17 protein-coding genes are annotated in these 20,613 nt (G+C 62.2%); 13 read left to right on the forward strand and 4 right to left on the reverse strand.

Features of this window, described 5'->3' with window-relative positions; all coding sequences use genetic code 11:
• Positions 1–3 precede the first annotated feature (3 nt).
• The 7 genes from EFQ99_RS29850 to EFQ99_RS29880 all read left to right on the forward strand — a co-directional run bounded on the left by EFQ99_RS29850 (position 4) and on the right by EFQ99_RS29880 (position 10,131).
• A complete protein-coding gene (locus EFQ99_RS29850) occupies positions 4–2,058 on the forward strand; it encodes an acetate--CoA ligase family protein (RefSeq protein WP_126924763.1) in 2,055 nt (684 codons plus the stop codon).
• 6 nt (positions 2,059–2,064) lie between these two features.
• Positions 2,065–2,847: a carnitinyl-CoA dehydratase gene (locus EFQ99_RS29855; protein ID WP_126924764.1), complete on the forward strand. Its 783-nt coding sequence runs from the start codon at positions 2,065–2,067 to the stop codon at positions 2,845–2,847.
• A gap of 118 nt (positions 2,848–2,965) precedes the next feature.
• On the forward strand, positions 2,966–4,555 hold the full coding sequence (locus EFQ99_RS29860) for an ABC transporter substrate-binding protein (protein ID WP_126924765.1): 1,590 nt from the start codon (positions 2,966–2,968) through the stop codon (positions 4,553–4,555).
• Between the two features lie 96 nt (positions 4,556–4,651).
• Positions 4,652–5,659: an ABC transporter permease gene (locus EFQ99_RS29865; protein ID WP_126924766.1), complete on the forward strand. Its 1,008-nt coding sequence runs from the start codon at positions 4,652–4,654 to the stop codon at positions 5,657–5,659.
• Entirely contained in the window at positions 5,656–6,483 is an 828-nt protein-coding gene (locus tag EFQ99_RS29870) for an ABC transporter permease (protein ID WP_126924767.1), read from the forward strand. The genes EFQ99_RS29865 and EFQ99_RS29870 overlap by 4 nt, the downstream gene beginning before the upstream one ends.
• Positions 6,476–8,107 carry an ABC transporter ATP-binding protein gene (locus tag EFQ99_RS29875; RefSeq protein WP_126924768.1) on the forward strand — a complete coding sequence of 544 codons (1,632 nt, stop codon included), beginning with the start codon at positions 6,476–6,478 and terminating at the stop codon, positions 8,105–8,107. Before EFQ99_RS29870 ends, EFQ99_RS29875 begins: the two co-directional genes overlap by 8 nt.
• 20 nt (positions 8,108–8,127) lie before the next feature.
• A complete protein-coding gene (locus EFQ99_RS29880) occupies positions 8,128–10,131 on the forward strand; it encodes a CocE/NonD family hydrolase (RefSeq protein WP_126924769.1) in 2,004 nt (667 codons plus the stop codon).
• A 3-nt stretch (positions 10,132–10,134) separates the two neighbouring features.
• Here EFQ99_RS29880 and EFQ99_RS29885 read toward each other — a convergent pair whose 3' ends face one another.
• A complete protein-coding gene (locus tag EFQ99_RS29885) occupies positions 10,135–11,046 on the reverse strand; it encodes an alpha/beta hydrolase (RefSeq protein WP_126924770.1) in 912 nt (303 codons plus the stop codon).
• A gap of 264 nt (positions 11,047–11,310) precedes the next feature.
• Here EFQ99_RS29885 and EFQ99_RS29890 point away from each other — a divergent pair, with 264 nt between their 5' ends.
• Positions 11,311–11,835, forward strand: coding sequence for an RNA polymerase sigma factor (locus EFQ99_RS29890; protein ID WP_126924771.1), 525 nt, complete (start codon positions 11,311–11,313; stop codon positions 11,833–11,835).
• A complete protein-coding gene (locus EFQ99_RS29895; RefSeq protein ID WP_126924772.1) occupies positions 11,832–13,916 on the forward strand; it encodes a vWA domain-containing protein in 2,085 nt (694 codons plus the stop codon). The genes EFQ99_RS29890 and EFQ99_RS29895 overlap by 4 nt, the downstream gene beginning before the upstream one ends.
• 64 nt (positions 13,917–13,980) lie before the next feature.
• Here EFQ99_RS29895 and EFQ99_RS29900 read toward each other — a convergent pair whose 3' ends face one another.
• Positions 13,981–14,907 (reverse strand): SMP-30/gluconolactonase/LRE family protein, encoded by a 927-nt coding sequence (locus EFQ99_RS29900; RefSeq protein ID WP_126924871.1) that lies wholly within the window; start codon positions 14,905–14,907, stop codon positions 13,981–13,983.
• A 223-nt stretch (positions 14,908–15,130) separates the two neighbouring features.
• On the opposite strand from EFQ99_RS29900, the gene EFQ99_RS29905 reads away from it, so the two are divergent.
• Positions 15,131–16,201 carry a LacI family DNA-binding transcriptional regulator gene (locus EFQ99_RS29905; RefSeq protein ID WP_126924773.1) on the forward strand — a complete coding sequence of 357 codons (1,071 nt, stop codon included), beginning with the start codon at positions 15,131–15,133 and terminating at the stop codon, positions 16,199–16,201.
• Positions 16,202–16,213: 12 nt separating this feature from the next.
• Here the strand turns inward: EFQ99_RS29905 and EFQ99_RS29910 are convergent, their stop codons facing one another.
• Positions 16,214–17,245 (reverse strand): L-idonate 5-dehydrogenase, encoded by a 1,032-nt coding sequence (locus tag EFQ99_RS29910; protein WP_126924774.1) that lies wholly within the window; start codon positions 17,243–17,245, stop codon positions 16,214–16,216.
• 10 nt (positions 17,246–17,255) lie between these two features.
• A complete protein-coding gene (locus EFQ99_RS29915; protein WP_126924775.1) occupies positions 17,256–18,197 on the reverse strand; it encodes a 2-hydroxyacid dehydrogenase in 942 nt (313 codons plus the stop codon).
• Positions 18,198–18,332: 135 nt separating this feature from the next.
• Here EFQ99_RS29915 and EFQ99_RS29920 point away from each other — a divergent pair, with 135 nt between their 5' ends.
• From EFQ99_RS29920 to EFQ99_RS29930, 3 genes are read left to right on the forward strand one after another with little or no spacing between them, the layout of a single operon-like run.
• On the forward strand, positions 18,333–19,097 hold the full coding sequence (locus tag EFQ99_RS29920; RefSeq protein ID WP_126924776.1) for an SDR family oxidoreductase: 765 nt from the start codon (positions 18,333–18,335) through the stop codon (positions 19,095–19,097).
• A 13-nt stretch (positions 19,098–19,110) separates the two neighbouring features.
• A complete protein-coding gene (locus EFQ99_RS29925) occupies positions 19,111–19,668 on the forward strand; it encodes a gluconokinase (protein ID WP_126924872.1) in 558 nt (185 codons plus the stop codon).
• Positions 19,658–20,551, forward strand: a complete 894-nt coding sequence (locus EFQ99_RS29930; RefSeq protein ID WP_126924777.1) for an NAD(P)-dependent oxidoreductase — start codon at positions 19,658–19,660, stop codon at positions 20,549–20,551. The genes EFQ99_RS29925 and EFQ99_RS29930 overlap by 11 nt, the downstream gene beginning before the upstream one ends.
• The last annotated feature ends 62 nt before the right edge of the window (positions 20,552–20,613 follow it).

Genomic DNA, 20,613 nt, shown 5'->3' on the forward strand with positions numbered 1-20,613 from the left:
CCGATGACCTCAAGGCCCCTCGACCGCCTGCTCAGACCGCAAACGATCGCCGTCTTCGGCGGCCGCGAAGCGCGCAGGGTGGTCGAGCAATGCGACCGCATGGGCTTTTCAGGCGAGATCTGGCCTGTTCATCCGAAGCTCGACGAAGTGCTCGGGCGACGCTGCTATCGCTCCCTCTCGGATCTGCCCGCAGCGCCCGACGCCGCCTTTATCGGCGTCAACCGGACGCTCACCATCGACATCGTGCGCGGCCTTTCGCGAGCCGGCGCCGGCGGGGCGGTCTGTTATGCGTCAGGCTTCAGCGAGGCGATAGCGGAACTTGCCGATGGCGCCGACCTGCAGCAAGCTCTTCTGGAGGCGGCCGGCGACATGCCGATCCTCGGGCCCAACTGCTACGGGCTGATCAATGGTCTCGACGGTGCGCTGTTATGGCCCGATCAGCACGGCATGCAGCGGATCGAACGCGGTGTCGCAATCCTCACGCAGTCCTCCAATATCGCCCTCAATCTGACCATGCAGACCCGTGGGCTGCCGATCGCCTATATGGTCACAGCAGGCAACCAGGCGCAGACATCGCTTGCCGATGTCGCCTGTGCGCTGATGGAGGACCCCCGTGTGACGGCGGTCGGCCTTCATGTCGAAGGGTTCGGCGATCTTGCCGCCCTCGAACGCCTTGCCGCGAAGGCTCGCCAGGCGAAGAAGCCGGTCGTCGTGCTGAAGGTCGGCAAGTCCGAGCAGGCGAAACATGCGGCCGTGTCGCACACCGCTTCGCTTGCCGGCAGCGATGCCGTTGCGGATGCCGTGCTTGCCCGCCTCGGCCTCGGCCGTGTCCAGACCCTGCCGGCGCTTCTGGAAACCTTGAAGCTCCTGCATATTGCCGGTCCGCTCGCAAACCATTCGATCTCGTCCATGAGCTGCTCCGGCGGCGAGGCTTCGCTGATGGCGGATGCCGCCGTCGGCCGCAAGGTGGAATTCCCGGCACTGCAGCCGCAGCAATTGCCGCGTCTTCGGCGGGTGCTGGGCGAGATGGTGGCGCTTGCCAATCCGCTCGACTACCACACCTTCGTCTGGGGCGATCTCGCCGGTCAAACCGAAGCGTTCTGCGCCATGTTCGGAGGCGGCTGCGCTCTCAATCTCGTCGTTCTCGATTTCCCCCGCAGCGACCGATGTGAGGCATCCGAGTGGATGACGACTGTGGACGCAGTCATTGCCGCAGCCTCCGCGACCGGTGCGCTGGCCGGCGTACTCGCGACCCTCCCCGAAAACATGCCGGAGCCGGTCGCCGGTCGTCTGATGGCAAAGAGCGTGGTTGCCTTCTCCGGGATCGACGAAGCCATCACCGCGGCGGAAGTCGCCGCTGGGATCGGCGAGGCCTGGGATCGTCCGCCTCCCCTGCCTCTGCTCAACGTCATCCCCGTTGATGGCGAGCTCGAGACGCTGACGGAAGCTGATGCGAAGATCGAGCTTGCTGCCTGCGGCCTCCCTGTTCCCTGGGGGCTGCAGGCTTTTTCTCCTGGTGAAGCCGCCGCGCAGGCGGAGCGGCTCGGTTTCCCTGTCGTGCTGAAAGGCCTCGGTATCGCGCACAAGACCGAGGCCGGTGCCGTCATGCTCAACTTGAAGGATAGCGGGGCGGTCTCGGATGCAGCGGCGCGTATGCCGCTGAATTCAGGTTATCTCGTCGAGAAGATGGTCGATCCGCCTGTCGCCGAGCTGATTGTCGGCGCCAGTCGCGATCCGGTCTTCGGATTGTCGCTCACATTGGGAGCGGGTGGAATCTTCGTCGAATTGCTCGAGGATTCCATCGTCCTGCCGCTTCCGGCGACGAAAGCCGATATTCGCGCGGCGATTTTGCGCCTCAAACTGGCAAAATTGATCTATGGCTATCGTGGGCGGCCGAAAGGCGACTTCGAAGCCGTGGTCGGCGCTGTCTCAACAGCGGCAGATTATGTCGTTGCGAATGCGGCACACCTGGAGGAACTGGACATTAATCCATTGATGGTTCTTCCCGAAGGGCGCGGTGTTGCTGCCGTCGATGCCCTGATACGGCGGAGGAGGTAGCAGAGCTTGAGCGACCAGATTCGCACACGACAGGACGGCGGAGTGCTTGAGGTCGTCATTGACCGGCCGAAGGCGAATGCCATCGACCTTGCCACCAGCCGCGCCATGGGCCTGATCTTCCGGGACTTCCGCGATGACGCTAACTTGCGCGTCGCCATCGTGACGGGCGCAGGCGAGAAGTTTTTCTGCGCCGGATGGGACCTGAAGGCGGCGGCATCGGGCGATGCGGTCGACGGAGACTATGGTGTCGGCGGCTTCGGCGGGCTGCAGGAACTGCGCGACCTCAACAAGCCGGTCATTTGTGCGGTCAACGGCATCTGTTGTGGCGGCGGACTGGAGATTGCGCTTTCAGCCGATCTGATCCTCGCCGCCGAGCATGCGACCTTTGCCCTGCCGGAAATCCGCTCGGGCACGGTCGCCGATGCGGCTTCGATCAAGCTGCCGAAGCGCATCCCCTATCACATCGCCATGGACATGCTTTTGACCGGACGATGGCTCGACGTTCACGAGGCGCATCGCTGGGGTTTCGTCAACGAAGTCATGCCGGCCGAGCGGCTGATGGAGAGGGCGTGGGAGCTTGCCCGCCTGCTGGAAAGCGGACCGCCGCTCGTCTATGCGGCGATCAAGGAAATCGTGCGCGAAGCGGAGGGTTCGACGTTTCAGACTGCCATGAACAAGATCACCAAACGGCAGTTCGAGACCGTCGACAGGCTCTATTCGAGCGAAGACCAATTGGAAGGCGCCCGGGCTTTCGCCGAGAAGCGAAGCCCCATTTGGAAAGGACAATAACGAGGCGGCAGCAACCGCAATGTTTTCCCGCATGATGCGGGCACCGAAGGTGGAGAGGAAACCGCCTGCGGACCAGCCCGGAAGTTCTGTCAACGCACCATAAAGAAGGAACTGGGGAATGAACGACTACACGAAATATCTCACAAGCCGCGTCACCGCGGGCGGGCTTAGCCGTCGCGAATTCATGGGACGCGCCATGGCCGCCGGCGTGACACTTGCTGTCGCCGACAAGCTCTTCACCGAAAGCGCTGAAGCTGCCGAACCGAAGCGCGGCGGCCATCTGAAGCTCGGCCTCGAAGGAGGCGCTGCCACCGATTCCAACGACCCGGCGAAGTTCCTGTCGCAGGTGATGTTCTGCATCGGCCGCTGCTGGGGCGACATGCTTGTCGAATCCGATCCGCTGACGGGTGCTGCCGTACCGGCGCTTGCCGAATCCTGGGAGCCCTCGAAGGACGCGGCGACCTGGACCTTCAAGATCCGCAAGGGCGTCAAGTTCCACAACGGCAAGGAGATGACGATCGACGACGTCGTCGCGACGCTGAAGCGCCACACTGACAAAAAGTCGGAATCCGGCGCGCTCGGTGTTCTCGGCTCGATCAAGGAAATCAAGGCCGACGGCGGCAATCTCGTGCTGACGCTCAGCGAGGGCAATGCCGACATGCCGCTGCTGCTGTCGGACTACCATCTGGTCATCCAGCCGAATGGCGGCGTCGACGATCCTCTGGCCTCGATCGGCACCGGCCCCTACAAGATGACGAGCTTCGAGCCTGGCGTCCGCGCCACCTTCGAAAAGAACAAGGACGACTGGCGAACCGACCGGGGTTATGTCGATTCGATCGAGATCATCGGCATGAACGACGCCACCGCCCGCATCGCGGCTCTTTCATCAGGCCAGGTGCACTATATCAACCGCGTCGACCCGAAGACCGTCAACATGCTGAAACGCGCCCCGAACGTCGAGATCCTCTCGACTGCCGGCCGCGGCCACTACGTCTTCATCATGCATTGCGACAAGGCGCCGTTCGACAATAACGACCTGCGCCTGGCACTCAAATACGCCATGGACCGCGAGACCATGGTGCAAAAGATCCTTGGCGGCTACGGCAAGGTCGGCAACGACTTCCCGATCAACAGCACCTATGCGCTCTTCCCCGAAGGCATCGAGCAACGCACTTACGATCCTGACAAAGCCGCGTTTCACTACAAGAAATCAGGCCATAGCGGCTCCGTCCTCCTGCGCACATCGGAAGTCGCCTTCCCCGGCGCCGTCGATGCGGCCGTTCTCTATCAGGAAAGCTGCAAAAAGGCCGGGATCGAGATCGAGGTCAAGCGCGAACCGGGTGACGGCTACTGGACCAATGTCTGGAACGTCCAGCCCTTCTCGACCTCCTACTGGGGCGGCCGCCCGACGCAGGACCAGATGTATTCCACCGCCTATCTCTCAACGGCGGACTGGAACGACACCCGCTTCAAGCGTCCTGACTTCGACAAGCTCTTGCTGCAGGCGCGCTCCGAGCTTGATGAAGCCAAGCGCAAGGACATGTACCGCACCATGGCAATGACGGTGCGAGACGAGGGTGGCGTGATCCTGCCGATGTTCAACGACTTCGTGAACGCTTCCACCAAGCAGGTGAAGGGCTACGTCCACGATATCGGCAACGACATGTCGAACGGCTACGTCGCAACCCGCGTCTGGCTGGACGCTTGATGGCAAGGGGCGCACGCCCCCTCCGATCTCCAACGAAGCCGGGACCGTGGGATGAAACCCGCGGTCCTCCCGACGTTTTAGCGCGAGGCCTTCGCCATGACCAATCCTGCCCCAAGCGACATCTTGCCTGGGCTAAAGTTCCGGCAGCGTTTTCCGTTGCTTGCCCTTATCCTCGAGCGCTTCGTGCTCAGCATCGTCCTGCTCTTTGCCGTTTCCATCTTGATCTTCGGCGGCCTGGAAGCCCTGCCCGGCGATTTTGCCACCACCTATCTCGGCCAGTCGGCAACGCCGCAGGCCGTTGCCAATATTCGTCAGGACCTTGGATTGAACCGCCCGGTCACGACGCGTTACGTCGAGTGGCTCGGCAACGCCGTCCAGGGTGATTTCGGCACCTCCTGGGCCAGCAAGAATTCGGTGAGCGAACAGATCGGCAAACGCCTCGGCAACTCCCTCTTCCTCGCGGGTTTCGCAGCGGTGATTTCAGTGCCGCTTGCCGTCGGGCTCGGCATGCTGTCGGTGCACTTCCGCAACCGAATGCCTGACAAGATCATCAACGTGATCTCGCTGGCCGCGATCTCGCTGCCGGAATTCTTCATCGGTTACCTGCTGATCCTCTTCTTTGCCGTGAAGTTCGGCATGGCGACCTTTCCGGCGACCGTCTACGACAGTATGGGCCTCGTCGAACGGTTGAAGGCGATCGCGCTGCCGACAGCGACCCTCGTGCTCGTCGTCCTCGCCCACATGATGCGCATGACGCGGGCGGCGATCCTCTCCGTCATGTCGTCTGCCTATATGGAGACTGCGGAGCTGAAGGGCCTCAGCGCCTTTCGCTCGATCGTCAAGCACGCCGCTCCCAATGCACTCGCGCCTATCATCAATGTCGTCGCATTGAACCTCGCCTATCTCGTCGTTGGCGTCGTCGTCGTTGAAGTGGTCTTCGTCTACCCCGGCATGGGGCAATATATGGTCGACGCGGTCACCGTGCGCGACATGCCCGTGGTGCAGGCCTGCGGCCTGATCTTTGCGGCCGTCTACATCTTTCTCAACATGACGGCCGATATCCTCGCGATCATCGCCAATCCCCGGCTGAGGCATCCGCGATGAGATTGAGAGATATCCCCATCACCGCCTGGGTCGGCATAATCGGCATTGCCATCGCCTTCATCTGTGCCTTCTTCGCACCCTGGATCGCCCCCTATGGCGAGACCCAGGTCGTCGGCGACGTCTGGGCGCCTGCCGATTCGAATTACGTCTTCGGCCTCGACAATCTCGGCCGCGACATCCTCTCGCGCCTGATCTTCGGCGCGCGCACGACACTGCTGGTTGCGTCGGCCGCCACCATCATCTCCTTCTCGCTCGGCATCATCCTCAGCTTCACCGCCGCCGTCTCGCGCGGCCTCATCGACACCGTCCTCTCACGATTCAACGATCTGATGATGTCGATCCCGACGCTGATCTTCGCGCTCGTAGTTCTCGCGGTGCTGCCGCAGAATATGATCGTGCTGATCCTCGTCATGGCGATCCTCGATTCCACCCGCGTCTATCGTCTCGGCCGCGCAGTGGCGCTCGATGTCGCGGTGATGGAATTCGTTGAGGCGGCGAAGCTGCGCGGCGAAGGCAAGCTCTGGATCATCTTCCGCGAAATCCTGCCGAACACGCTGTCGCCGCTGCTTGCCGAGTTCGGGCTGCGCTTCGCATTCTCGATCCTGTTCCTCTCGACGCTTTCCTTCCTCGGCCTCGGCATTCAGCCGCCGGCGGCCGATTGGGGCGGCATGGTCAAGGACAACAAGGACGGCATCATCTTCGGCATATCGGCTGCACTGGTGCCGGGCTCGGCGATCGCGGCCCTTGCCGTCTGCGTCAACCTCGTCGTCGACTGGCTCCTGAAACGCACATCCAGCCTCAAGGGAGGGCGCGGCGATGCCTGAGCTTCTTTCCGTCCGCAATCTGAAAATCGAAGCCACCAGCTATCCCCCGGGCGAAGCGCCCAGGCGGGTGACGATCGTCGACGGCGTTTCTTTCGACCTTCACAAAGGCAAGGTTCTCGGCCTGATCGGGGAATCCGGCGCCGGAAAGTCGACGATCGGCCTCTCCGCGCTCGCCTATGGCCGGGGTGGCGCCGAAATCACCGGCGGTGAGGTGCGGCTCGATGGCGCCGACATCCTGCCACTCGGCAAGAACGGCATCCGGAAAATTCGCGGTGCAAGGGTCTGTTACGTCGCGCAATCGGCGGCCGCCGCCTTCAATCCAGCCCACCGGCTGGGCGATCAGGTGGTCGAAGCGTCGATCAAACATGGATTGATGAGCAAGGACGAAGCGCACAAGCGGGCGCTTTATCTGTTCCGCGTCCTCGGCCTGCCCAATCCGGAAACTTTCGGCGAGCGCTTTCCCCACCAGGTTTCCGGCGGCCAGCTGCAGCGGGCGATGACGGCGATGGCGCTCTGCTCCAATCCTGAGCTCATCGTCTTCGACGAGCCCACCACGGCGCTCGATGTCACCACGCAGATCGACGTGCTGGCGGCGATCAAGCATGCCATCGAGGAAACGCATACGGCCGCCCTCTACATCACTCACGACCTTGCCGTCGTCGCCCAGATCTCCGACGACATCATGGTCCTGCGCCATGGCCGCCACGTGGAATACGGCAGCGTCCAGCAGATCATCGAGGCGCCGCGGGAAGATTATACCCGTGCCCTCGTCAATGTCAGGCAGGCCTACCGCGACGAGGCCGCCGATCAGTCCGGCACGCTTCTCAAAGTGGAGAATGTCAGCGCCGAATATTCCAACGGCTTCAAGGTGCTGCACGATGTCTCGCTGCATCTGCCGAAAGGCCAGACGCTTGCCGTCGTCGGCGAATCCGGCTCAGGCAAATCGACGCTGGCGCGCGTCATTACCGGCCTGCTGCCGCCAAGCAGCGGGCGCGTCGTCTTCGACGGCAAACCGCTGATGCCTGATCTCAAGAGACGGCCGAACGATGACCTCCGACGTATCCAGTTGATCTACCAGATGGCCGATACGGCCATGAACCCGCGACAGACGGTCCGTGACATCATCGGCCGGCCGCTGACCTTCTATTATGGCCTGAGGGGCGCCGAGAAGACGGCACGGGTGAAGGAATTGCTCGACCAGATCGAAATGGGCAAGGGTTTCGTCGATCGCTACCCGGCCGAACTCTCCGGCGGCCAGAAACAGCGGGTGGCGATCGCGAGAGCGCTTGCCGCCAAGCCCGAACTCATCCTCTGCGATGAGCCGACCTCGGCGCTCGATCCGCTGGTGGCCGAGGGCATCCTCAAGCTGCTCCTGCGCCTGCAGGAGGAAGAGCAGCTCTCCTATGTTTTCATAACCCACGACATCGCGATCGTCCGGGCCATCGCCGACAGCGTGGCGGTGATGCATCGCGGCAAACTGGTGCGGTTCGGTCCGAAATCGAAGGCGCTGTCGCCGCCCTTTGACGACTACACCGATCTGCTGCTGAAATCCGTGCCGGAGATGGAAATCGGCTGGCTGGAACGCGTGCTCGCCACGCGGCGCATGGAAAGCGCGGGCAACTGAAGGTACACTAGGGAATGAGCATGACCTCGCGCGGCTTCACCACCATCGACAATGAATGGATTACGCTCAAGGACGGGACTCGGCTTGCCGCGCGCATCTGGATGCCGGACGGTGCTAACGAAGATCCCGTTCCCGCCGTCTTCGAATTCCTGCCCTACCGCAAGCGGGATGGAACCAGCCCCAGGGACGAGTCAACCTATCCGGTATTTGCCGCAGCGGGCATTGCCGGCGTGCGCGTCGATATTCGCGGGTCGGGGGAATCCGATGGCGTCATCGACGGCGAATATACCGAACGCGAGCTTGCCGATGCCTGCGAGCTGATCGCATGGATTGCCGAACAGCCATGGTCGAACGGTTCGGTCGGCATGATGGGCATCTCCTGGGGTGGCTTCAACAGCCTGCAGGTCGCAGCACTCCGTCCGCCGGCGCTGAAAGCCGTCATCTCGATCGCCTCGACCGTCGATCGCTACAACGACGACATCCACTACAAGAACGGCTGCCATCTCTCGGCCCAACTCTCATGGGCGGCAACGATGCTCGGCTACCAGTCGCGCCCGCCGGATCCGGCACTTGTCGGCGAGCGCTGGAAGGAGATGTGGCTGGAGCGCCTGGCAGGTGAACCCTTCTTCATGGAGGAATGGCTGAGCCACCAGCGGCGTGACGATTTCTGGCGCCACGGCTCGATCTCAGAGGATTTTTCGCGCGTCGAGATCCCGACGCTGGTGATCGCCGGTTGGGCAGACGGCTACCGCAATACGCCTTTGATGGCGGTCGAGGGCCTGGGCGGCAAGGCGAAGGCGCTGATCGGTCCCTGGGTCCACAAATATCCGCACTTCGCCTGGCCGAAACCACGCACGGATTTCCACGGCGAAGCGATTGCCTGGTGGAACAAGTGGCTGCGCGGCGCGGATAATGGGATCGACAACCTGCCCCAGGCCCGCGCCTATATTCTCGATGCCGTCAGCCCTGCCCCGCGGCGCGACAGCGATCCGGGGTTCTGGGTGGCGAAAGAGATCTGGTCGCCGCCGCAGATGCAGTGCTTTTACGTCGAGCAGTTCGGCAGGCTCACCGAAGGCATGCCGATCCAGCAGGCGCCCGAGCATTCTGCCTATCTGCGTTCGCCCCTCGATACCGGAACGGCGTCCGGCGAATATTTCACCCTGAAGCCCGACGCCGAAATGGCGGTCGATCAGCGCTGCGACGATGCCGGCTCGCTGACCTTCGATACGATGCCGCTCACGGGCGATCACGATTATCTCGGCCGCCCGGTGGTCACGCTCGGCCTGCGTTCCCGGGCTGCGAGCGGAAATCTTTGCATGCGGCTCATCGATGTCCACCCGGATGGCACGGCAACGCGTGTCGCCTTCGGCGTCATCAATCTCACCCACCGGGAGGGTAATGCCGATCCGAAGCCGCTGGCACCGGATGAGAAAGTGTCGATCCGGCTGGTGCTCGATGCTTGCGGCTATCGCTTCCGCAAGGGGCATCGCATCCGTCTTTCGCTTTCCACGTCCTATTGGCCGATGATCCTGCCGCCGCCTGACGATGAAGGGATCGAGATCGATACCGCGTCGCTGGGCCTCGCCATGCCGATGCTTGGCGAGCACCAAAGGATCGACCTCAAGGAACCAGCCAATCCCGATCCCTTGCCGAGATACATCGAGCATGTGGGGGCAGCGACGAAGCGGCAGGTCGTCCGCGACCTTTCGGGTAACCGGACGGAGTATCATATTCACGAGGATACCGGGCTCTACGAACACCCGCAGACGGGCCTGTCGACCCGGCAATTGCGGGAGGAAGTCTGGTCGATTTCGCCTGACGATCCGCTGTCGATGAAGGGCATATCGACCTGGACCTGCGATATGCGCCGCCCTGGCTGGTTCGTGCGGACCGTCGCGACCGCGCGGATTGCCTGCACCCGGACGGAATGGATCATCAGCGCCGTTGTCACCGCTTTCGAGGATGACGTGCAGATCTTCGAAAAGGTCTTTGCGGAAAAGCGGATCGCGCGCGACCTGATGTGATCATCAGGACACGGCGAAATGCCGGACGGCTTCGCAGACGGCGTGGAAGCCGTCGCGCGCGCCGTCGCTCATGTGGCGGGCGCGCAGCCAGGCGTGTACCATCTGCGGCTCTTCCCGGAACCAGACTTCAACGCCTGCTTCCGCGAGCTGGGCGGCATATAGCCGGCCGTCGTCCCGGAGGGGATCGAAATGCGCGACCGTAATGAAGGTCGGAGGGAGCCCCGCAAGCGAGGATGCGTGCACCGGTTCGGCGATCGGATTTCCCGCCGGCGCCTGCAGGATCTCGCGATAGTAGGCAACATCCGCAGTCGTCAGTCCGGGAGCTTGGGCCATTTCGATGTAGGAGCCCGCGCCGAGGTTCCCGCCGAGTGCGGGATAGATCAGGACCTGGCCGACAATTCCGGGTAGTTCTTCGTCTCGTGCACGCAAGGCAAGGCCGGCGGCAAGATTGCCGCCGGCGCTGTCGCCGATCAGTACGACCTTGTTGTTGGCGGAAAGCAGATGTTTCAGCACGGCAAAACCGTCATCCGTCTGTGCCGGCCAGCGATATTCGGGGGCCAGCCGATAATCGACGGAAACGAGTTCCGCACCGGCGAAATCGGCGATCTCGGCGCAGATGGCATGATGGCTCTCCAGCGAGCCAACGACGAAGCCGCCGCCGTGAAGATAGAGCAGAATGGTGCGCGTTGTGATTTTGCGCGGACGATAGCGCCGGATCGGTATGCGCTGGACCATGCCGTCCGCAAAGATCATATCCGGAGGCAGCGGTCGGTCGAACCGCGCACAAAGCGCGTCGTACCAATGCCGTTGCTGCTCGATCGGCGCTTCGACGGCATCGGCAGGATAGAAGCCGTCGCAAATCTCGAGAAACTGCAGGATGCCTTTTTCGGTGGGAACAGGCGATGGAGCGGACATGAAAGGTCCTTTCGATTTGGGACATGCAGATCCGCGTCCCTGGCCGACTCTGCCCGCATCATGCGCCCTCGTGATGGAGGCAACCTGTCCGGCAGCGACCCATGGATGTCGCGATGCTTGAATATTTTGAACCCTGCATTGCAGCGCTTCGCATATTTTCAGAAAAACCGATAATTTTTTCGTCGGCGACCCAAGGAAAGCCATCGGAGAAACGTCTCAATCCCGAAATAGCATCTTGCTTGGTAGCTTGGGGGTAGGTGCGCATTGGATGCGGAGCTCATAGAACGAGCGCAGGGCGGCGACCGGGAGGCCTTCGGGCAACTGGTCTCGCGCCATTATGATTTCGTCCATGCGGCGGCATGGCGGTGGTCGGGCAGTGCCACCGATGCGGATGACATCGCCCAGGAGGTCTGCGTCAAGCTCGGCGCGGCGATCCGCAGCTTCCGCGGCGCCAGCCGCTTCAGGACATGGCTCTACACCCTGACGCTCAATGCCGCCCGCGACCACAGACGCAAGCTTGCCCGAGAGGAGCAGACCTTCCGCGCCTACGCTGCCGAACCGCAGCAGGATGCGCCAGATGGAAACGACGACGAGATATCGAGCGAATTATGGGCAGCCGTGCGCGCTTTGCCGGAAAGGCAGTGCGACGCGGTGCTGCTCGTCTATGGCGAAGGCCTCAGCCACTCCGCCGCCGGCGATGTCATGGGCTGCTCGGAGGCGACCGTGTCCTGGCAGGTCCATGAGGCGCGCAAGAGGCTGAAGGCCATGCTCGGCAAGGAAGAGGTATGACCGTGGACAAGGAACTGGAAAAACTCTCCCGCACCACACCGCCGGCAGCCGATCCGGAGGCGCGCGCGCGTGCGCTTGCCGCGGCGATGGAGGCCTTCGACGACGCAGGAAATAATGCAGCGGCAGCCCAAGGAAATGCGAAAGGCCGGCGTCAAAGCTCCATCATCAACTGGATATGGAGCCCTGCTATGAACAAGAAATTCCTTGCCGGTTCAGCCCTTGCGACGCTGCTCGTCATTCCCGCCGCCGGTTATCTGACCTTCGAGCTGACTCGCAGCGGATTGCCGATTGTCGACCAGGAGAGGGTCACAGACAATATTGCGCAAAACAATACGCCGAAGCCGGCAGAGCCCGTCACGGTCGGGCCTCGGCTCTCCGAGGCAACGACCGAAGAGGACCGGCCGGCCCAGCCGTCGGTGGCCAATGGCGCGCAAGCCTTGCAGGACAAGGGACAGCAGGCCGCAAAGCCTGATGTTCTCAAAAACAAGTCGGAGGACTCCGCCGCGATACTCGGGATGGCTAAAAGTGCTGCACCAGCGGCTCCGGGCATGGTGGCTGAGGGGCAACTCTTGGCCGAACCGATGGAGGCTGTCGCCCCCTCGCCCGTTCCGCCGGCAGACGGACGTCTGCAGATTCAGCTCGAGCCCAATCGCGAGCGGTTTGCCAATGCCGAGGCAAATCCGATCAAGAGCGTTGCCACCGATCCGGTCTCGACCTTCTCCGCCGATGTCGACAGCGCCTCCTATTCCTTCGTGCGCCGGTCGCTGACCGGGGGCGCGATGCCCGATCCGCAATCGGTTCGCGTCGAGGAGATGATCAATTATTTCCCCTATGACTGGCCGGGTCCTGACAATGCCGACCAGCCCTTCAAGGCGACCGTGACGGTGATGCCGACCCCTTGGAATCATGACACGGAACTGATGCATGTGGCGATCAAGGGTTATGACATCGCCCCGGCGACCGCGCCGCATGCCAATCTGGTCTTCCTGATCGACGTGTCGGGTTCGATGGACGAACCGGACAAGCTGCCGCTTTTGAAGAGCGCCTTCCGTCTCCTCGTCAACAAGCTGAAGGCCGACGATACCGTCTCCATCGTCACCTATGCCGGCAATGCCGGCACGGTGCTTGAGCCGACGCGTGTGGCGGAGAGAGCGAAAATCCTGTCGGCGATCGACAGGCTGGAGGCTGGAGGCTCGACCGGCGGCGCCGAGGGCATAGCGGCGGCCTATGATCTGGCCAAGCAGGCCTTCGTCAAGGACGGCGTCAACCGGGTGATGCTGGCGACCGACGGCGACTTCAATGTCGGCCCCTCGAGCGATGAGGATCTGAAGCGCATCATCGAGGAGAAACGCAAGGACGGTATCTTCCTGACCGTTCTCGGCTTCGGGCGCGGCAATCTCAACGATTCCCTGATGCAGACGCTGGCACAGAACGGCAATGGCAGCGCCGCCTATATCGACACCCTGGCGGAGGCCCAGAAGACGCTGGTTGAAGAAGCCGGATCGACGCTGTTTCCGATCGCAAAGGACGTCAAGTTCCAGGTGGAGTTCAATCCGGAACGGATCGCCGAATACCGGCTGATCGGCTACGAGACGCGGGCGCTCAACCGCGAGGATTTCAACAATGACCGTGTCGACGCCGGCGATATCGGCTCCGGCCACAGTGTCACGGCAATCTACGAGATCACGCCCAAGGGAAGCCCCGCGGTCATGAATGACGACCTGCGTTACGGCACGGCCGAGAAGGCGCCGGCCGCGACTTCGGACAATGCGCAGGGAGGCGAGCTTGCCTTCGTCAAGATGCGCTACAAGCGGCCGGGCGAAGACAAGAGCGCTCTCATCACCACACCCGTCGGCGACAGCAATACCGTCGCCAGCGTCGACGCCGCACCGCAGGATGTACGCTTCTCCGTAGCGGTCGCCGCCTTCGGCCAGAAACTGAGCCGCATCGCCGCCGTCGATTCCTATTCCTATCAGGCGATCGCCGATCTCGCCGCGGCATCGCGGGGAACGGACACCTTCGGCTACCGGTCGGATTTCCTTGGACTGGTTCGTCTGGCGGGCGGCCTCAGCCAACAGTGAAGGCTGATCGGATCGGCAGTTCTCGACAGAGAGGCTTCCCGGAAGGGCAGCCTCTCCTCGGCAATTACCCCAGTCTCGATCCGTTGGCCGTGAGATAAACAGCGTAAAGAGACGTGGTCGCGGTGATGAAGAGACGGTTCAGCTTCTCTCCCGCGAAAGCAACATTGGAAACGATCTCGGGAATATGGATCTTGCCGATCAGCGTACCGTCAGGATCATAGGCGTGCACGCCGTCGCCGGCGCTCGCCCATATTCTTCCCTTCCGGTCCACGCGAAAGCCATCGAAAAAGCCTGAGGTGCATTCGGCGAAAACGCCGAGATCGGTCAGCTTTCCGTCACCTGATACTGCGAGCTTTCGTATATGACGAGGACCGCCGGGCAGGTGCGAGGCGCCGGTATCGGCAACGTAGAGCACGGTTTCGTCAGGTGAGAAAGCCAGCCCGTTCGGCTTGACGAAATCGGAGGTCATCTGCTCGGTCGCGCCTGTTGCCGGATCGTGCCGGTAGAGGTGGCATCCGCCGATTTCCTCTTCGCCATAGTCGCCCTCATAATCGTGGAGGATGCCGTAGCTCGGGTCGGTAAACCAGACCGTGCCGTCGGATTTGACGATGACATCGTTTGGGGAATTCAGCCGTTTGCCCGCGATGCGGTCGGCCAGAACGCTGATCCCACCGTCGAATTCGGTTCGCGTGACACGGCGTGTCAGGTGCTCGCAGGTGACGAGCCGACCGAGATTATCGACGGTGTTGCCGTTCGAGTTGTTGCTGGGCGCGCGGAATACCGAGGTGTGCCCGCTGGTCTCGTCATAGCGCATCATCCGGTTGTTGGGGATATCGGAGAAAACCAGATAACGCCCGGCGGCAAACCAGGCCGGTCCCTCCAGCCAGCGACCGCCCGTCCAGAGCCGCTCGACGCGCGCGTGGCCGACGAAGCAGCTTTCAAAGCGCGGGTCGAGAACCTCGAACCCTGTACCTTCGATTTCCCCGAACATCATGTTTTCCTATCTAGATTGTTATCGATATCATCTTGGCCTGTTTTTCAGGTCTCGTACAGGTGTCGATGCGCCGGCATTGGCGGAAATCCGGCGTCATTTCGGTTTTTCCAGCTGTGGAACGGCGCATTGCTGCAATAAAATCGATTGTGGGATGATAGCGATAACTTTATCGTGTTTCGAATTGCCCAACTTGGAAAGCTTGTTTTGAAAGCGGCGCGCAGTGAAAAACGAGGATGAGCCCAGGGACAAGCGTCTCAAGCCTGGAGACGCCCAAAAGCTGACGATGGCTGAGGTCGCCAAATATGTCGGCGTGTCGGCCATGACCGTTTCGCGCGCCTTCCGGCAGGATGCGAGTGTTTCCGAAGAGACCCGCAAGCGCATCATGGAAGCCGTCGATGCGCTCGGTTATGTGCTGGATCTCTCCGCCGGCAGTCTTTCGTCGCGGCGCAGCGGCTTCATCGCGGCGCTGGTGCCCTCGATCAACAATTCGAATTTTTCCGACACCGCCCGGGGCATCACCGATGCGCTGGAAAATACCGGCCTTCAGCTTCTTCTCGGCTATACCGATTATGCCGCGGAGAAAGAGGAGAAGCTGATCGAGGCGATGCTGCGCCGGCGCCCCGAAGGCATCATTCTGACGGGGGGGTCGCACACCAGCCGCGCGCGGCGCATGCTCGAGAAGGCCGGCATTCCCGTTGTCGAGACCTGGGAGCTTCCGGAGGAGCCGATCAATCATGTGGTCGGCTTTTCCAATACGGAGGCGATGGCCCTGTTGGTGCGCACACTTGCCAGCCAGGGATATCGGAAATTCGGCTATATCGGCGGAACGACGGCGCGCGACACGCGCGGCAGCCAGCGGCGAAGCGGTTTCCAGAAGACCGTCGAAGAACTCGGCCTGGGACCGGGGCGGATGATCTCCTTCGGCGTGCCGCCCATCACCATGGAACAGGGCGGCCAGGCAATCGTCAGCCTGCTGGAGCGCTGGCCGGACACGGAAGTGGTTCTCTGCGTCTCCGACCTTTCCGCCTTCGGCGCGATCATGGAATGCAAGCGCAGGGGGATGAGAGTTCCTGAAGACGTGGCCATTGCCGGCTTCGGCGACTACGAGATCTCGTCCATCTGTCATCCCAGCATCACCACCATCGATGTGGATTGCTACGGCATCGGCCGCCAGGCCGCCGCCCGCCTGCTGGATGCCCTGCAGGGCGGCGGCGCGGCCGGCGGCGACATCACATTGACCAGCTATAAGGTCGTCCTGCGCGAAAGCACGGAGCGCGCCGGCTCCCGATAGCGGGAGCCGATATCAGAAGGCGATCTGGACTTTCATGGACTTGCTGCGATCGCTTGCCAATTCGAAGGCGGCGACGGCCTCTTCGATTGCAAAAACACCCGTCAGCAACGGCTTCAGGTCGACGCGGCGCGCGTTGATCAATTCGACGGCGAGCGCAAATTCCTCGTGGAACCGGAATGTCCCGCGCATCTCGATTTCCTTGGCGACGATCATGTTCTGCGGAATGGAGACATCGCCGCCAAGACCGAGCTGCACCAGAACGGCGCGAGGCTTCAGGGTTTCCAGGCCGGCGCGCACCGCCCTCTCATTGCCTGATGCCTCGAACATGACGTCGAAATATCCCTTGTCCGCGCTGTAGGCAGCAAGGTCGGCGGCATGCGTCGCCACGTTGATCGTTCGGTCCGCGCCGCTGGTGCGGGCAATCGCCAGAACGCTGTCGGTCACATCGGTCGCGACGATTTCGCGGGCGCCGAGAACGCGCGCCGCAACGATCGCCAGCATTCCAATGGGGCCGCAACCGGTGACGAGCACCCGTTTGCCCAGCAGCGATCCGGCGCGGTTTGCCGCATGCAGCGTCACGGCAAAGGGTTCGGCGAAAGCGGCCTCGTGAATGGAGATGCCGTCGGCGACCTTGTGGCATTGCCAGCGCTCCGCCACCAGCCGCTGGCGAAAGCCGCCCTGAATATGCGGCATGGGCATGGCGCTGCCGTAGAACCGCATGTTGAGGCAGTGGTTCTGCTGCCCTTTCAGGCAATATTGGCAGTGGTTGCACGGCCGGCTCGGGGAAACCGCAACCCGGTCTCCGACGGCAAGGTCAGTGACGCCAGCGCCCAGCGCCTTCACCGTACCGGCGATTTCATGACCGAGGATCATCGGTTCGCGCAACCGAACGGTGCCGAACCCGCCGTGATTGTAATAATGCAGGTCGGAACCGCAGATGCCGCCGGCTTCGATGGCGATTTCCACCTGCCCTGCTCCCGCAACCTCCGGCTCGCGCTCTTCGATCCTCAGATCCTTGGCGGCATGGATGACGATGGCTTTCATATCGGGATCCTCACACGACGGGAGTTGGGAGCGCGCTACCTGCAAAATGCGCAGCGAGATTGTCTCTGACCAGCTTGCCCATGGCCTTGCGGGTTTCGACAGTGCCAGAGCCGTGGTGGGGCTGCAACACGACGTTTTGCAGCGTCAGGAAACGCGCATCGACCCTCGGCTCGTTGAGGAAAACATCAAGGCCCGCGGCCTGGATGGTCCGGTCCTGGAGCGCTGCGATCAGCGCCTGTTCATCGACGGTCGTCCCGCGCGAGACATTGATCAATATGCCGTTCGGCCCCAGGGCCTTGAGCACGTCCGCGTTGATGATTTTCACCGTCGCCTCCCCTCCAGGAACAATGACGATCAGGAAATCGGCCCAGCCCGCGAGCGCGATCAGATCGGGTTCGTAGGCATAGGGAACGTCGGTGTGGTCGTGGCGCGCAAAATAGGAGATATCGCAGCCGAAGGCGGCGGCGCGCTTGGCGATCGCCTTGCCGATCCGCCCCATGCCGACGATCCCGACTTTTTTGCCCGAAACCCGCGTCACCAGCGGCATGGCAACGCTGCCCCACAGTCCCGAGCGGACGAGAACATCGGCCTGCGGAATCTGCCTTGCCGTGGCAAGCAACAATCCGATCGCGATATCTGCGACATCCTCCGTGAGCACGTCGGGAGTATTCGTCACGCGAATGCCGTTGGCCCGCGCATAGGACAGGTCGATTGCATCGGTGCCGACGCCGTAACAGGAGACGATTTCCAGCTTCGGCAATTGCGCCATCAGCTCGGCGGATGCCCCGAGTTCGCCGCGGGTGGCGATGGCGCGGATATCCTTGCCGACCCGCGTGATCAGTGTCTGCCGATCCGTCGCCTCCCACAGGCGATGGACGCGGTAGTTCGCCTCCAGATCGACCATATCCCATTCCGGATATGATCCGGTCATCAAGATCTCTACCTCAGGCATTCCGTTTCCATCCCGCATTTTGTCGGTTGATTATGTTATCGATAACATATAATTCGAAAGAGGAATGTCAAGTATGTTTCACCGTGAGCGGCCGCGTGAGCCGTCGCCGGCGGCGAGACTGGAGGAGCTGTTTGCATGAAGAACTTGTTTGATCTGACCGGCCGCCGTGCCCTGATCACCGGCTCGAGCCAGGGGATCGGCTACGCCCTGGCCGAAGGTCTGGCGCAATATGGCGCCGAGGTCGTCATCAATGGCCGCACGCCCGAAAGCGTCAAACGCGCGGTCGAGAGCCTCAAGAGCCAGGGCCTGTCGGCCCACGCGGCGATCTTCGATGTGACCAGCAAGGAGGCTGCCAAACGGGGTGTCGCCGCGATCGAAGCCGATATCGGGCCGATCGACATCCTGATCAACAATGCCGGCATGCAATTTCGCACACCTCTGGAAGATTTTCCGGAGGACAAGTGGGAACTGCTGCTGACCACCAATATCTCAAGCGTGTTTTACGTCGGTCAGGCGGCGGCCCAGGGCATGATCGCCCGCGGCAGGGGCAAGATCATCAACATCGCCTCGGTTCAAAGCGAACTGGCGCGCCCCGGCATCGCTCCCTATACCGCGACCAAAGGCGCCGTGCGCAATCTGACGCGCGGCATGTGCGCCGATTGGGCCAAGCACGGCCTGCAGATCAACGCGATTGCGCCGGGCTATTTCAAGACGCCGCTCAACCAGGCGCTCGTCGACAATCCGGAATTCTCGTCCTGGCTCGAGAAGCGCACGCCGGCAGGACGCTGGGGCAATGTCGAGGAACTGGTGGGTGCGGCCGTTTTCCTGTCGGGCAACGCCTCGTCCTTCATCAACGGGCACACGCTCTATGTCGACGGCGGTATCACCACCTGCCTCTGATCGAGACGAGATGATGGAAATCGAGAGAAAGATGCCGCCGCTTGCCGTCGTCGTCATGGGTGTGAGCGGCTGCGGCAAATCCTCGGTCGGGGAGCGCATCGCCGTTCGAAACGATATGGCGTTTCTGGAAGGCGACCAGCTTCACCCCGCCCGAAATGTCGAGAAGATGGCGCAGGGCATACCGCTCACTGACGCTGACCGCCTGCCCTGGCTCGACCGGATCGGCGAGGAAATAAGGGCCGCGCAGAACGCATCGCGGGGATTGGTGATTTCGTGCTCGGCGCTGAAGAGAAACTATCGGGACCGGTTGCGGCAGGCGGCGGGCGGGCGCCTCGCCTTCGTTTTCCTGGAGGGCTCCCGCGACCTGCTGCTGTCGCGGATGCAGGCGCGTCAGGGCCATTTCATGCCGGCGTCGTTGCTCGATAGCCAGTTGCAGACGCTGGAGCCGCCGACCGGTGAAGCTGGTGTGGTGACTGTGGCGATCGACAATGCCTTGGATGATATTGTGGCACTGGCTTGCAAGGGACTGAGCGGCATAGCCGTCAAGGGAGGAGATTATCATGCAGGATGATTACAGGGCAGATGTCGCCGTCATCGGCGCCGGCATTATGGGAACGGCGATCATTACGCGATTGATCGAAACCGGGCATAAGGTTTCGGTCTTCGATCTGGACGCCGAAAAAGTCGCGGCGCTCGAAGCCAAGGGCGCCCGCGCCGCAAGCTCCGTGGAGAACGCGGTCTCGGCCTCGGAATTCTGTGTGCTCAGCCTCAATCACGCAAATATCGTCCGCTCTGTCGTCTTCGGCAAGAGCGGGGTGGCAGCGGCAGCAAATGCCGACAAGTTGCTGATCGACATGTCCTCCATCGATCCCGCCGAAACGGCTGAAATGGCAGCGCGACTCCGCGAGGAAACCGGCATGGCGTGGGTGGATTGCCCGTTGTCCGGCGGGGTGCCCGGTGCGCTCGGCGGACGCCTGACGATCATGGCCGGCGGCAGCCCGGAGGATTTCGAGCGGGCACGCGTGGTGATGAAGCATCTTGCCGCCAATTACACGTTGATGGGCGCATCCGGCGCCGGGCAGACCACGAAGCTCATCAACCAGCTGTTTTGCGCGGTGCTGTTTCAGGCCGTCGCCGAGGCAGTTAAGCTCGCTGAAGCCGGCGGCGTCGATCCGGCCGCCATTCCGGCAGCCCTTGCCGGCGGCCGGGCTGATAACCGGATCATGCAGGAATTCATGGCGAAATTCGCCGCCCGGGATTTCTCGCCGACAGGCCGGATCGACAACATGTTGAAGGACCTGGATTCGCTTCAAGCCTTTGCGCTCAAGACGAAGACCCCATTGCCGATGACCGGCTCGGTTGTCGAGGTCCACCGGCTGCTCTGCGCTGCCGGCCTCGGGCCGAAGGACTCCGCCGAAATGATGCGTCTTCTCGACGGGTTCCAGGCCGACTGAGGTCAGTCGCTCCGGAAATTCGAGATTGTCATTTTCCGCTTGACCATCCGCAAATGTTATCG

The organism is Rhizobium vallis, assembly GCF_003985155.1.
Taxonomy (GTDB): Bacteria; Pseudomonadota; Alphaproteobacteria; order Rhizobiales; family Rhizobiaceae; genus Rhizobium; species Rhizobium vallis.

What these genes read in the sequence shown, in the direction of transcription:
- EFQ99_RS29850 (WP_126924763.1), top strand. Translation starts at nt 4, where the DNA reads ATGACCTCAAGGCCCCTCGACCGCCTGCTCAGACCGCAAACGATCGCC.
- EFQ99_RS29860 (WP_126924765.1), top strand. Translation starts at nt 2,966, where the DNA reads ATGAACGACTACACGAAATATCTCACAAGCCGCGTCACCGCGGGCGGG.
- EFQ99_RS29865 (WP_126924766.1), top strand. Translation starts at nt 4,652, where the DNA reads ATGACCAATCCTGCCCCAAGCGACATCTTGCCTGGGCTAAAGTTCCGG.
- EFQ99_RS29870 (WP_126924767.1), top strand. Translation starts at nt 5,656, where the DNA reads ATGAGATTGAGAGATATCCCCATCACCGCCTGGGTCGGCATAATCGGC.
- EFQ99_RS29875 (WP_126924768.1), top strand. Translation starts at nt 6,476, where the DNA reads ATGCCTGAGCTTCTTTCCGTCCGCAATCTGAAAATCGAAGCCACCAGC.
- EFQ99_RS29880 (WP_126924769.1), top strand. Translation starts at nt 8,128, where the DNA reads ATGACCTCGCGCGGCTTCACCACCATCGACAATGAATGGATTACGCTC.
- EFQ99_RS29885 (WP_126924770.1), bottom strand. Translation starts at nt 11,046, where the DNA reads ATGTCCGCTCCATCGCCTGTTCCCACCGAAAAAGGCATCCTGCAGTTT.
- EFQ99_RS29895 (WP_126924772.1), top strand. Translation starts at nt 11,832, where the DNA reads ATGACCGTGGACAAGGAACTGGAAAAACTCTCCCGCACCACACCGCCG.
- EFQ99_RS29900 (WP_126924871.1), bottom strand. Translation starts at nt 14,907, where the DNA reads ATGTTCGGGGAAATCGAAGGTACAGGGTTCGAGGTTCTCGACCCGCGC.
- EFQ99_RS29910 (WP_126924774.1), bottom strand. Translation starts at nt 17,245, where the DNA reads ATGAAAGCCATCGTCATCCATGCCGCCAAGGATCTGAGGATCGAAGAG.
- EFQ99_RS29915 (WP_126924775.1), bottom strand. Translation starts at nt 18,197, where the DNA reads ATGCCTGAGGTAGAGATCTTGATGACCGGATCATATCCGGAATGGGAT.
- EFQ99_RS29920 (WP_126924776.1), top strand. Translation starts at nt 18,333, where the DNA reads ATGAAGAACTTGTTTGATCTGACCGGCCGCCGTGCCCTGATCACCGGC.
- EFQ99_RS29925 (WP_126924872.1), top strand. Translation starts at nt 19,111, where the DNA reads ATGGAAATCGAGAGAAAGATGCCGCCGCTTGCCGTCGTCGTCATGGGT.
- EFQ99_RS29930 (WP_126924777.1), top strand. Translation starts at nt 19,658, where the DNA reads ATGCAGGATGATTACAGGGCAGATGTCGCCGTCATCGGCGCCGGCATT.